This is a genomic window from Acinetobacter rudis (assembly GCF_000829675.1).
GTDB lineage: Bacteria > Pseudomonadota > Gammaproteobacteria > Pseudomonadales > Moraxellaceae > Acinetobacter > Acinetobacter rudis.
This window is the reverse complement of the sequence record NZ_BBRX01000046.1, coordinates 1-12,261: the sequence shown is the minus strand read 5'-3', so window position 1 is coordinate 12,261 and position 12,261 is coordinate 1. Positions and strand designations below refer to the sequence as shown.

At 41.6% G+C, this 12,261-nt stretch carries 11 protein-coding genes and 2 tRNA genes; 8 read left to right on the top strand and 5 right to left on the bottom strand.

All coding sequences use genetic code 11. The features are described 5' to 3' along the window. Nucleotides 1-10: 10 nt before the first annotated feature. From Aru01_RS12455 to Aru01_RS12440, 4 genes are all read right to left on the bottom strand, one after another. Nucleotides 11-86, bottom strand: a tRNA-Glu gene (locus tag Aru01_RS12455). A gap of 28 nt (nt 87-114) precedes the next feature. Further along, nucleotides 115-190 (bottom strand) — tRNA-Ala (locus tag Aru01_RS12450). Nucleotides 191-248: 58 nt separating this feature from the next. Beyond that, nucleotides 249-1,757 (bottom strand): glutamate--tRNA ligase, encoded by a 1,509-nt coding sequence (gltX, locus tag Aru01_RS12445; RefSeq protein ID WP_016654801.1) that lies wholly within the window; start codon nt 1,755-1,757, stop codon nt 249-251. Nucleotides 1,758-1,885: 128 nt separating this feature from the next. Next, nucleotides 1,886-2,197: a hypothetical protein gene (locus Aru01_RS12440; protein WP_016654802.1), complete on the bottom strand. Its 312-nt coding sequence runs from the start codon at nt 2,195-2,197 to the stop codon at nt 1,886-1,888. Between the two features lie 481 nt (nt 2,198-2,678). Between Aru01_RS12440 and Aru01_RS12435 the strand changes: the two genes are divergently transcribed. The 8 genes from Aru01_RS12435 (at nt 2,679) to Aru01_RS12400 (ending at nt 11,905) form a co-directional block, all read left to right on the top strand. Further along, complete coding sequence (locus tag Aru01_RS12435) at nt 2,679-3,710, top strand: sulfate ABC transporter substrate-binding protein (protein WP_016654803.1); 1,032 nt, start codon at nt 2,679-2,681, stop codon at nt 3,708-3,710. Between the two features lie 197 nt (nt 3,711-3,907). After that, nucleotides 3,908-4,822 carry a 16S rRNA (cytosine(1402)-N(4))-methyltransferase RsmH gene (gene rsmH / locus Aru01_RS12430; protein ID WP_016654804.1) on the top strand — a complete coding sequence of 305 codons (915 nt, stop codon included), beginning with the start codon at nt 3,908-3,910 and terminating at the stop codon, nt 4,820-4,822. Between the two features lie 10 nt (nt 4,823-4,832). Further along, a complete protein-coding gene (gene ftsL, locus Aru01_RS12425; protein WP_016654805.1) occupies nt 4,833-5,165 on the top strand; it encodes a cell division protein FtsL in 333 nt (110 codons plus the stop codon). A gap of 10 nt (nt 5,166-5,175) precedes the next feature. Beyond that, entirely contained in the window at nt 5,176-7,002 is a 1,827-nt protein-coding gene (ftsI, locus tag Aru01_RS12420; protein WP_016654806.1) for a penicillin-binding protein PBP3, read from the top strand. A 13-nt stretch (nt 7,003-7,015) separates the two neighbouring features. After that, nucleotides 7,016-8,503, top strand: a complete 1,488-nt coding sequence (locus Aru01_RS12415; protein ID WP_016654807.1) for a UDP-N-acetylmuramoyl-L-alanyl-D-glutamate--2,6-diaminopimelate ligase — start codon at nt 7,016-7,018, stop codon at nt 8,501-8,503. 8 nt (nt 8,504-8,511) lie between these two features. Next, complete coding sequence (locus Aru01_RS12410; protein ID WP_016654808.1) at nt 8,512-9,909, top strand: UDP-N-acetylmuramoyl-tripeptide--D-alanyl-D-alanine ligase; 1,398 nt, start codon at nt 8,512-8,514, stop codon at nt 9,907-9,909. Next, nucleotides 9,909-11,027 carry a phospho-N-acetylmuramoyl-pentapeptide-transferase gene (gene mraY, locus Aru01_RS12405; RefSeq protein WP_016654809.1) on the top strand — a complete coding sequence of 373 codons (1,119 nt, stop codon included), beginning with the start codon at nt 9,909-9,911 and terminating at the stop codon, nt 11,025-11,027. Before Aru01_RS12410 ends, mraY begins: the two co-directional genes overlap by 1 nt. A gap of 74 nt (nt 11,028-11,101) precedes the next feature. After that, nucleotides 11,102-11,905 (top strand): putative RNA methyltransferase, encoded by an 804-nt coding sequence (locus Aru01_RS12400; protein ID WP_016654810.1) that lies wholly within the window; start codon nt 11,102-11,104, stop codon nt 11,903-11,905. Nucleotides 11,906-11,950: 45 nt separating this feature from the next. On the opposite strand, the gene Aru01_RS18340 is transcribed toward Aru01_RS12400, so the two are convergent. Next, the coding region (locus Aru01_RS18340; RefSeq protein ID WP_042111408.1) for a hypothetical protein at nt 11,951-12,261 on the bottom strand (311 nt) is incomplete at its 5' end.

Below are 12,261 nucleotides of genomic sequence, written 5' to 3'. Positions count from 1 at the left end.
TTTTTGAATCTGGCGTCCCTACGGGGATTCGAACCCCGGTTACCGCCGTGAAAGGGCGATGTCCTAGGCCTCTAGACGATAGGGACGGATTGAGGCAGACAACAAGATTGGGAGTGGTGGAGCCAAGCAGGATCGAACTGCTGACCTCTACAATGCCATTGTAGCGCTCTACCAACTGAGCTATGACCCCCAGTCTGTGTGAGCGCAATATTAGGATGATTGCGCTTACACGTCAATAAAAAATTTAATTAAGCTTCATCGTTTGCATCATTTTTCGGCAATTTTAAGCTTTCATTGAGTTTTTCCCATACTTTTAGCTCTTTTTTGCTCGGTCCACCAACAATTTCTAAAGCATGACGTAGACGAGCAAAGCATAAATCAGGACCTATAGTTACCATAGACTGCATAACAGGCGTTGAACTGGTAGATCCTGCAATAGCAATAAAGAAGCTTGGCATAAAGTCTCTTAACTTAATGTCCATTTGCTCAGCCAATTGCATGAGGGTCTGGCTAACTGAGTCATTGTTCCAGCTCATGATGCTTTCTAGGCGCCAAATTGCAAACTGTAGACTTTGACGAACTTGTTCTTCGCTGAGTTTTTTACTGGCAAATTGTTCTTTCTCAAGTTTTGGAAATTGATTGAAATAGAAACCTGCCCAGTTCACAGCTTCAGAGAGTAATTGAATACGAGGTTGAATTGCTGCTGCAATGTCTTCTAGCGTTTTACGATCTGATTTCCAAGTTAACAGACGATCAAGCAGTTGAGCTGGTGTTAGCCCTTTGATCCATTGGCCATTGAGCCAGTTGAGTTTTTCTACATCAAAAATTGGGCCACCGAGGGAGACACGTTGAATATCAAAATGTTCAATCATATCATCGAGTGTAAATTGCTCACGCTCATCTGGCATAGACCAGCCCATACGGCCAAGATAGTTCAATAGCGCTTCAGGGAATACACCGATATCACGATAGTAGTTGATTGATGTTGGGTTTTTACGTTTTGATAATTTTGATTTGTCTGGATTACGCAGTAATGGCATATGGCACAGTACTGGCATTTCCCAACCAAAGTATTGATAGAGTAGCTGATGTTTTGGAGCAGATGGAATCCATTCTTCACCACGGATTACATGAGTAATTTCCATTAAGTGATCATCAACAACGTTAGCCAAATGATATGTTGGTAGGCCATCAGTTTTAAGCAAAATTTGCATATCCACTTGTGCCCAAGGAATTTCAACTTCGCCACGCAGTAGATCGTTAAATTTACAGATACCTTCTTGAGGCACTTTCATGCGAATCACATGTGCTTCACCAGCAGCGAGACGACGCTGTACTTCTTCATTGCTCAGTTCTAGACCACGACCATCATAACGCGGTGTTTCACCACGTGCTTGTTGCTCAGCACGCATTTGATCAAGATCTTCTGGTGTTGCAAAGCAATAAAATGCATGGCCTTTTTCAACGAGATCTAAGGCATATTGCTTATAAATTTGCATACGCTCTGATTGACGATAGGGCGCATGTGGACCACCAATATCAGGACCTTCAGACCAATTTAGACCTAACCAGCGCAGAGAGTCTAAAATCATTTTTTCAGATTCTGGAGTTGAGCGTAGTTGATCAGTATCTTCAATACGAAGAATAAACTCACCGCCATGTTGTTTGGCAAAGCATAAATTAAATAAAGCAATATAAGCTGTGCCTACATGTGGAAAGCCTGTAGGAGAAGGCGCAATACGAGTACGAACGGTCATGGTTATGGCAAATCTATATTTGAAATTGCACTTATTATAACGAAAAAACCCGATCGTTTAAGGCTTTAACTTAGCGAATACGATCGGGTGGAATATTTTTAGAAGTTAAACGATAAACAATGGGTAAATTAAGAGCCTTGAGATGGAAAAAAGCTCTGTAATAAACGACTAAACTGTTGGTTTTGTTCTGCTAGAAAATGTTGTGTCGGTTCTTTTTGACTAGAAGTAAAAGCTTTAACTTTTAACTTGTCATTGGTGACCGAAGGCATTTTACCTTCATCACGTTTAAGTTGTTCAAGCGCCTTCTCGATTGGAGACGGTTGTTTGTTACTGTTCAGTGTTATGGCTGGGGTGGTACTTTTAATATTGGCTGCGTGCACATGTTGCAGTGCGAATAAGTTTAGACCTATAAACAGTAATTTGAACAATTGAGTTCCCATGCTACTTCCCCTTCATCATTTTTTATTTTGCCAGCTATTCGACAATTATTCGGTCAGTGCAGACCCAAGAAAAAATAAAACTTTAGCAAAGACGGTATTGTAACACCGAATGTTTGTCTATTGTATGAAATGTTTATATCAATTGAATGCAAAATTACAGCAATCCGATTAATGTACGACGTTACGTGATATACAAAGACTATGCAATTAAAAAATAATAACATTGAATATGTAGATTGTTAGCAGAAATTATAATAAGAATACGAAAAAATGTGCTAATTAAAGATAAGTGATGGTTTTTACAAAGACTTCATCCTATCTAATTGATAATAAACATAAAAAATATCATTTGGCGGCTTATTGATCAAATCTGCAGTATTTGACTGAGTTGTGTGCTATTTAAAGTTAAGGCGTGCTGTAGTAGTTTTGAACACAATCAAGATAACTCTGCATTATTTGCATATTAGGTCGATATTTAGTCATGAAAAGTTTGAAAATTAGCAGCAAGTTTAAATTGCTATTGGGTAGCTTATTACTCGTGACAGGATTAACTACAGCGGTAGAATCACAAGCTGCTGAACGTGAATTTCTGAACGTTTCATATGATGCGACCCGTGAGTTCTACGATGAATTCAATAAATCTTTTGGCAATTACTGGAAAAAACGTACGGGGATTGATGTTAAGTTTAAGCAATCACATGGTGGTTCTGGTAAACAGGCACGCTCAGTTGTTGATGGTTTAAAAGGTGATGTTGTAACTTTGGCCTTGGCGAATGATATTGAAGAGATCGTAAAGTCAGGTCAAATCAATGCCAACTGGCAAAAGCAGTTCCCTTATAACTCAGCACCTTATACATCAACCATCGTATTCATGGTTCGAAAAGGCAACCCTAAAAAGCTCAATGACTGGTCAGACTTAACTCGTCCAGGCGTGCAAATTATTACACCAAACCCGAAAACGGGTGGCCTACCACGTTGGGTTTACTTGTCGGCTTGGGGTTATGCACTAAAACAACCCGGTGGTAATGAAGCAACTGCACGTGCATTTGTAACTAAGCTTTACCAAAATGTGAAAGTCATGGACCCTGCAGCACGTGCTTCGATGACCACTTTTGCAGAACGCGGCATCGGTGATGTGCTATTGACTTGGGAAAATGAAGCGCTGGTTACACGTAAGGCATTGGGTGCAAATAAATTTGATATCGTTTATCCATCTATTTCGATTTTGACTGAACCTTCAGTAGCAATCGTTAATAAGACAGTTGAGAAAAATGGTAATAAATGGTTAGCACTAGGCTATATCAATTATCTTTATTCGCCACTCGGTCAAGATATGGCTGCCCGTCATTATTACCGTCCACGTAATGTTGAAATTTTAAATCAATATTCAGCACAATTCCCTAAACTGAAAACCTTTACTATTGATGAAGTGTTTGGTGGTTGGAGTAATGCTCAAAAAGTACACTTTGCCAATGGCGGTGTCTTTGATCAAATCTATAGTAATAAACGCTAAGTTTTATGAGATAGATTTTAGATTTCTGTGATGAATTTCACATAGCCCCATTCATATGGGGCTTTTTTTATGCAACGAGTTGTAAAATCAACCTTTATCTGCACAAAATCATATTTTCCTACAAAAAGACGTTTGGAGCTTTGTCTAAACAAGGTGATAATAGCGAGCTGTATTTTAATTAAATAGAATGTGAAAAGATGTCCCATATTTCTGTATTACTACATGAAACTGTTGATGCTTTACTTGCAGGTCGCAATACAGGAGTCTATATAGACGGGACCTTTGGTCGAGGTGGCCATAGCCGTTTGTTATTGTCTAAATTAGACGAAAATTCACGTGTATATGCGTTTGATAAAGATCCACAGGCTTTAGCTGTTGCGGCGGAGCTTGAACAAGAAGATCCACGCTTTAAAATTATTCATGCCAGCTTTGCTGATTTACAAACTGAAATGGCTGCATTGGGGCTGACGCATGTCGATGGGATTATGGCTGACTTAGGTGTATCTTCACCACAAATTGATCAGCCTGAACGTGGTTTTAGCTTTATGCATGATGGTCCTTTGGACATGCGTATGGATAATTCACAGGGACAAACAGCCGCAGAATGGTTACTTGAAGTTGATGAAACCCATTTAGCCAATGTGATTTATCAGTATGGCGAGGAGCGTTACAGCCGTCGTATTGCTAAAGCGATTAAAAATGCTGGTTTGATGACAACAACAGGCCAACTGGCAGAAGTGGTAAAAGCGGCTCATCCTAAATGGGAAAAACACAAGCATCCTGCTACTCGTGCTTTTCAAGCGATTCGTATAGAAATAAATAAAGAGTTAGAAGACATTCAATTATTTTTACCCCAAGCGGTAAGTTTGCTAAAATCTGAAGCGCGTTTAGCGGTAATTAGTTTCCATTCCCTTGAAGATCGAATGATTAAACAATTTATCCAAAAAGAATCAACAATAGCCGAAGATGCAGGCTGGGGATTACCGCAACAAACAGCAGATACGCGTCGTTTGAAAAAAATTGACCGTATCAAAGCCAGTGAAGAGGAAGTTCAGGCCAATCCACGTTCACGTAGTGCATGGCTAAGAGTGGCAGAACGCTTAACATATTAAAAGGTAGAGCATGAAACCTGAAAGCGAAGTGGTGAAGCCCCACGATTTACTGATCAAGAAATTTTTTGTTTTTGCGTGCTTGCTGATTTTGGTGCTTGCCAGTGCTTTTATGGTGGTATTGCAAGTGTATAGCTATCGCCAGGATTACTCAGGGTATAACGACGTGATCCGTGAAAAAGAAAGTTTAAATGCAGAGTGGGGAAGACTCTTAATTGAAAAAGAAACCTTTGGTGCGACAGCACAAATTGGTACACGAGCGGTGACACAGTTGCGTATGTATTCTCCACCCGCAACACAAACCATCGTAATTTCATTGGCAAACGCAAAAGATCAAAAGCAATAAGGCATCTGGCATGGTAGATAAGCAAAGAAAGCCAACACGTAAAGTGAAGCAGTCGATTTCGGTCAAACCAACGCTCGAATTTGATTTGTGGCGTTTTTATTTTATGTGGTTTGTGGTACTTGCCTGTTTCATTGGGCTGGTAGGTCGTGCTTTTTATGTGCAAGTTATTAATAAAGACTTCTTACAAAATAAGGCCAATGCCAATATTCTAAGAACAGAAAAGCTCAAAGCCATGCGTGGTGTCATTTATGACCGTAATGGCGTGCCTTTGGCAATTAGTACCCCGATTATGAAAGTGGTAATCGACCCACGTGACTACTTTGAGACGAAAGAAACCTTTGAAGAAGTGAGTGCTGCTTTAAAGAAACAACCCAATAGCAGCAAGCTTAAATATCAGTTACCAAAGAAAAATCTTAATCTTGATGAATTAGCCGATGCGGTTGGTATTGATCGTGCAGAACTGAAAAAGAATTTAAATGATCGACCACGTTCACGCTATTTAGTCTTGAAAAAAGAAGTTCCACCAGCTCAAGCTGAACTGATTTCATCACGTAATTTTGCTGGCGTATATGCTGAAAAGACCTACAAACGCTACTATCCACAGCCACAAGCGAATGCACAAATTATTGGCATGACCAACAGTGAAGGCACTGGGATTGAAGGCTTGGAAATGCAGCTTAATGAGCGTTTATCTGGCATAGATGGTGCGCAAACCATCGTACGTGATAAACACGGTAATCGCTTAAAAAGTCCAGAAGTCATTAAACAAGTGACTCCAGGTGAAGATATCCATCTCAGTATTGACTCGCGCTTACAGTATATTTTGTATCGTGAACTGACTGCGGTGGGTGTAACCAATAACGCACGTTCTGCTTCAGCTATTGCTGTTGATGTGAAGACTGGTGAAATTTTGGCACTGGGTAGTTGGCCATCTTATAACCCAAATGATAAAGATGGTTTAAATAACAAAGATGCGATGCGTAACCGTGGTGCAGTCGATATGTTTGAACCTGGTTCAACCATGAAACCGTTTACCGTGGCTGCTGCTTTAGAAAGTGGTAAATACACACCAAATACGGTAATTGTCACAAGCCCCGGTACAATGAGAATTGGTAATCATACCATTCGTGATACACACAATTATGGTTCATTGACTGTGACAGGTGTCATCATTAAGTCATCGAACGTCGGTTCAGCAAAGATTGCATTGTCGATGCCATACTCGACTCTGCCGACCTTCTTTAAACGTTTAGGCTTTGGTCAACGCTCTGCGGTGAAGTTCCCTGGTGAGAGTGGTGGTTTGATTTTACCTCCAAGCAAGTGGAATGTTTCTGAAGTGGGAACTATGGCATATGGTTATGGTCTTAACGCGACTATTTTACAGTTAGCTCAAGGTTATGCCGTTCTAGCAAACCATGGGGTTAAACACGACTTAAGTCTGTACAAATTAAATCAACAACCTAAGGGTGAGCAGATTATCTCAGCGAAGATCGCCGATGATGTTCTGATGATGCTTGAACAAGTGACGATGCCAGGCGGTACTGCAAAACAAGCGGTGATCCCAGGTTATCGTGTTGGTGGTAAAACAGGTACAGCACATAAACTGCGTCCAGACCACCGTGGCTATTCACAAACAGAATACCGTGCTCTTTTTGCAGGTGTAGCACCGATTAGTGATCCTCGTTTAGCGATTATTGTGGTCGTAGAAAATCCACGTGGTCAATATTATGGTGGTTTGGTTGCAGCACCAGTATTTGCCAAGATTATGCAAGAGTCATTAAGACTGCTTGATGTGCCTTTAGATAAGCCACTCGATACAGCGACTGCTGCGAAATAAATTTGGAATAGTTATGAATTTTCTAGACATACATGCGGTTGAAGCGCCATTAGCTTGGATGCATGATGCATTTAAAGGCTTTTGCCTCGATAGCCGTCAGTTGATCGCTGGACAGATCTTTATCGCCCTAAACAGCTATGCGCACGCAGATCGTGCTCGTCAGTTTGCACAAGATGCTTTAGCCAAAGGGGCTTTAGGGGTAATTAGCGAAACAGCATTGGATTTAGTGCCAAGCTGGACTTGCCCTGAAGTACGGCAGTTGATGGGAATCTGGCAACATCAGTATTTAGCCAAGAGTGAGCCTGTTGCTGCAGTACGTATTTTAGCCGTGACAGGGACCAATGGAAAAACCACAATTTCTCGTCTTGTGGCTGAGCTTTTGACTTTATCTGGTCAAGCTTGTGCAGTAATGGGGACCACTGGAAACGGCATTTTACCTGAGCTTGAAGCATCAAGTCACACCACTCTAGATGCGATTCATCTTCAAAATGCATTACATCAGTATGCTCAGCAAGGTGCAAAATTTGCTGCAATTGAAGCGAGTTCACATGGTTTAGAGCAAGGGCGTTTGGCTGGTTGTCCAATTGAAATTGCTGCTTATAGCAACTTGAGCCGTGATCATTTAGATTATCACGGTACACTTGAAGCATATGCTGCTGCGAAAGCCCAGTTATTTGCTTTTACTAGTCTTAAGGTGGCTGTGATTAATGCTGATGACGCATATGCGGGTGTGATGTTAGATGCAATCAGCCATAATCCTGCGCCAGTTAAGGTTCTGACCTATTCAACAGGTCAGTCTGCGGATTATCAGGTTTTTGCAATTCAATATAGTCTTGATGGCGTATCCTTCCATTTAAAAACACGTGATGCAGAATATCAGGTCAATAGTCCACTTCTTGGGCACTTTAATATTGAGAACTTGATTGCCAGCCTGATTATGGTTGAGCAAGCGGGTTATGATTTGGCTGAACTTATCCGTCTAGTACCTCAATTACAAGGTGCACCCGGTCGAATGCAAGTGATTCGTGATGCTGAGCGTCTGTTTGTGGTGGATTATGCACATACGCCAGACGCTTTGACTCAGGTTCTAAACACCTTGAAACGCCATGTTAATCATCGTTTATGGGCGGTGTTTGGTTGTGGCGGTGACCGTGACCGTGGAAAACGTCCATTGATGAGTCAAGCTGCATTGGCTGTTGCCGACCAACTGATTTTGACCTCAGATAATCCACGAACTGAAGATCCAGCTCAAATTTTTGCAGATATGAAACAAGATATTGATTTCTCAGAGCATGATGTAGAAGAAATCCATGATCGACGTGCGGCAATTAAATACGCAGTCAAACATGCACAAGCAGGGGATATCGTTGTTATTGCTGGTAAGGGTCATGAAAACTATCAAGAAATCGATGGTGTTCGTCATTGGTTTGATGACGTGGTGGAAGTGCGTGGTGCACTTGAACATCGCGGAGACTCTACTCATTCATACTCAGCACTATAGGAGTTAGCATGCATACTTCGACGACCAGTACCGTGGCCTTAGTGCCTTGGTCGGCACAACAATTACAACAAGCGACGCAAGGTACATGGTATTTAGATCGAGTACCGACTCAGCCGATTAAACGTGTGTTAACGGATTCTCGTCATGCTGAGGCAGGAGATGCCTTTTTGGCACTCAAAGGTGAGCGTTTTGATGCGCGTAACTTTGTTCCTCAAGTTGCTGAGCAAGGCTGTCAAGTCGCGATCGTGACTGAGCCAATTGAACACCTAGATATCTACCAGTTAGTTGTTGCTGATACTCGTTTGGCCTTGGGTCATTTGGGTGGCTATCGTCGTCGTCAGCATTCACAGTTAAAAGTGATTGCATTAACAGGCAGCAGTGGTAAAACCACAGTTAAGGAAATGCTCGGTAGCATCTTATCGCGTTGTGCTGCAACCTTAGTCACTCGTGGCAATCTCAATAATGATCTTGGCGTACCCATGATGCTACTTGAGCTTAACGATCAACATCAGTATGCCGTGATGGAGTTGGGTGCAAGTCATGTGGGAGAAATTGATTATACAGCACAGATGGTACAACCTCATGTTGCAGGGATCCTAAACATCGGCACAGCACATTTGGGTGAGTTTGGTGGACGTGATGGTATTTGTCGTGCCAAGTCTGAGATCTATGCGCATATTGATGCGGATGGAACAGCGATTATTCCAGCAGAAGATGATTATAAAGAGCGTATTTCTCAAGCAGTCACCAATCAACAGCGTTTGAGTTTTGGTGCTGGTGGTCAAGTCTATGCCACAAATATCGAGTTACTCCCACAAGCTTCACGTTTTACCTTGAATACTCCTGCAGGCAGTCAACAGTTAGAGTTACCTTTTGCAGGATTACATAATGTGCATAACGCAGAAGCAGCAGCTGCTTTTGCGATGGCGATTGGAATCAGTTTAGAGCAAATTATCGAGGGTTTAACCGCAGCAAAAAATGCTCAAGGACGGTTAAACTTTGTTTATAAAAACAATACACTTTTCATCGATGATACTTATAATGCTAATCCAAGCTCTATGCGCGCTGCGGCTCAAGTTCTGACTCAACAAGCGGGATTTAAAGTGATGGTGATGGGGGATATTGGCGAACTCGGCGATGCGGCAGAACAAGAGCATCATGATTTAGGCCGAGATATCGCAGCCCTACCTTTGGATGCCGTGATTGCTGTTGGTGCTTATGCTGTAAATACAGCAGCAGGTGCTGCACCGAATAAAATACAAGCCTTTGCAACACAGGCGGATGCTTTTAAATATTTAATACAATTAATTAATCAGCAACAACACCAGCACATGAGTTTCCTGTTTAAAGGTTCTCGTTATACCCATATGGAAACGTTGATGACTGATTTGATGGAGAAATTTTAATGCTGTTATGGTTATTTGAGCAACTCTCGGGCTATAACAGCTCGTTTCAGGTGGTTCGATATTTAACTCTACGCTCTTTACTGAGCGTATTGACCGCGCTGATCATTGGTCTGGCTCTGGGCCCAATCATGATTCGCAAATTACATGCGCTAAAATATGGTCAAGCTGTAAGTAGCTTTGCACCAGAGAACCATGCCAAAAAGATGGGTACACCGACCATGGGTGGTGTGCTAATTTTACTTTCTATTGGTCTAAGTACATTGCTTTGGGCAGATCTTTCAAATCCGTATGTCTGGATTGTATTGTTTGTCATGGTGGTATTTGGTGCTGTAGGGTGGGCAGATGACTGGATTAAAGTTCGCTATAAAGACAATGCTGGTTTACCTGCACGTAAGAAGTTCTTCTGGACGTCTGTCGGCTCATTAGCAGCGGGTATTGCTTTGTATATCATTGCAAAAGGTCAACACAGCCCTGAACATACAGCCGATATGTTAGATCTACTGATTCCATTCTTTAAGAACTTAAGTATTCCTCTGTCTGCGATTCCAATGGGTATTGGCTTCATCTTATTTACTTATCTGGTGATTAATGGTGGATCAAACGCAGTCAACCTCACTGATGGTTTAGATGGTTTAGCCATCATGCCTGTGGTCCTTGTTGCCGCAGGTCTCGGTGTATTTGCTTACTTGGCTGGTGATATGCGTTTCGCTGATTATCTACATATTCCTTATGTACGTTATGCTTCTGAACTAGTTGTAATTTGTGCGGCTATGGTTGGTGCTGGTTTGGCTTTCCTTTGGTATAACGCGCATCCTGCACAAGTCTTTATGGGGGATGTCGGGGCTTTGGCACTGGGTGCAATGCTCGGTACGATAGCAGTGATGGTTCGCCAAGAAATTGTATTTGCGATCATGGGCGGGGTGTTTGTTGTGGAGGCAATTTCAGTCTTCTTACAAATCGGTTCATTACGCATGCGCAATAAACGTGTCTTCTTAATGGCACCTTTGCATCATCATTATGAGAAAAAAGGTTGGCGTGAAACACAAGTTGTTATTCGTTTCTGGATTATTACCATTATATTGGTCGTTTTAGGCCTAATGACGTTAAAATTACGTTAAACAAATCCATTAAAAAAGTCGGCATTTGCCGACTTTTTTAATGGATAGAGACTATAGGTTTTGTGGAGTAAAACATGAATTTACTGATGTGCCCGATTTGTCGTGCGGCATTACAGCAAGAAGGTAAGCGTTGGTACTGTGAGCATAATCATAGTTATGATGTGGCGAAACAGGGCTATGTCAACTTACATGTGGTGCAACACAAACACAGTAAACAACCAGGCGATACGCCACAATCGGTTGAGGCACGTCGTGCATTTTTATCGGCTGGTTTTTATGCGCCTTTGCAACAAGCCGTAGTACAACTACTACATAAATTGCGTGTTGAGAACTTACTCGATATTGGCTGTGGTGAAGGGTACTATAGCAGCGCTATGCAGGCTGAGGTTATGCAGTGTGTGGGTGTTGATATTGCTAAAAATGCGGTACAAATCGCAGCCAAATTAAATTCTGAAGTGACTTGGGTTGTGGCAACAGGTGCAGTACTTCCTGTACTCGATGAAAGCATCGACCTGTGCAGTAGCTTATTTAGCCCGATCCCAGAGGCAGAAATTTTACGTGTGCTCAAAGACAAAGCTTATTTGTTAGTGGTTACACCCGCAACAGAACATCTTTATGCTATGCGAGAGGCTTTGTTTGATCAAGTAACACCGCATCAGCCTGAGAAATTTGTGGCTCAGTTGGAAGGTAATTTTGATTTGGTAGAACAACAAGTAATTAATGCTGATCTACATTTGAATCAACAACAACTAAGTCATTTGATCGCAATGACACCTTATGCATATAAAGCAAAAGTTGAAAAGCGTGAAGCCCTGCAACAACGTGAAGCTTTGGATGTAACCGCAAGCTTTCAAATGTATTTATTTCAGAAAAAATGATGGATTTTCTCGTTACACAGCTAGGCGGTGTAACGAGAAAACAATTTATGCGCTGCTACCAAACTCTGTGATCATCCAATTAGATTGAGGGGTCTTTTGTACCACAGTGATAAATAAAATATAGTCCCCTGGTGGATGACCCGCCTTATCCTCATGTACGATTTTAAGTTTGAGCATGACTGAATTGATTTTCTGAAACTGTTGATAATATGCAGGTCTATTTTTTGCAGAGCTTTTATTGACTTGTAGAATTTCTAGAATAGCCGCATCTTTAAAACTTTGCACAGTTTCATTGCTTCGTATATGTAATTGCTCACCAGACCAAACATATTGAAAGGCTGAATTTGAGTCTCCTT

What these genes read in the sequence shown, in the direction of transcription:
- Aru01_RS12440 (WP_016654802.1), bottom strand. Translation starts at nt 2,197, where the DNA reads ATGGGAACTCAATTGTTCAAATTACTGTTTATAGGTCTAAACTTATTC.
- mraY (WP_016654809.1), top strand. Translation starts at nt 9,909, where the DNA reads ATGCTGTTATGGTTATTTGAGCAACTCTCGGGCTATAACAGCTCGTTT.
- Aru01_RS12400 (WP_016654810.1), top strand. Translation starts at nt 11,102, where the DNA reads ATGAATTTACTGATGTGCCCGATTTGTCGTGCGGCATTACAGCAAGAA.
- Aru01_RS12415 (WP_016654807.1), top strand. Translation starts at nt 7,016, where the DNA reads ATGAATTTTCTAGACATACATGCGGTTGAAGCGCCATTAGCTTGGATG.
- rsmH (WP_016654804.1), top strand. Translation starts at nt 3,908, where the DNA reads ATGTCCCATATTTCTGTATTACTACATGAAACTGTTGATGCTTTACTT.
- ftsL (WP_016654805.1), top strand. Translation starts at nt 4,833, where the DNA reads ATGAAACCTGAAAGCGAAGTGGTGAAGCCCCACGATTTACTGATCAAG.
- gltX (WP_016654801.1), bottom strand. Translation starts at nt 1,757, where the DNA reads ATGACCGTTCGTACTCGTATTGCGCCTTCTCCTACAGGCTTTCCACAT.
- Aru01_RS12435 (WP_016654803.1), top strand. Translation starts at nt 2,679, where the DNA reads ATGAAAAGTTTGAAAATTAGCAGCAAGTTTAAATTGCTATTGGGTAGC.
- Aru01_RS12410 (WP_016654808.1), top strand. Translation starts at nt 8,512, where the DNA reads ATGCATACTTCGACGACCAGTACCGTGGCCTTAGTGCCTTGGTCGGCA.
- ftsI (WP_016654806.1), top strand. Translation starts at nt 5,176, where the DNA reads ATGGTAGATAAGCAAAGAAAGCCAACACGTAAAGTGAAGCAGTCGATT.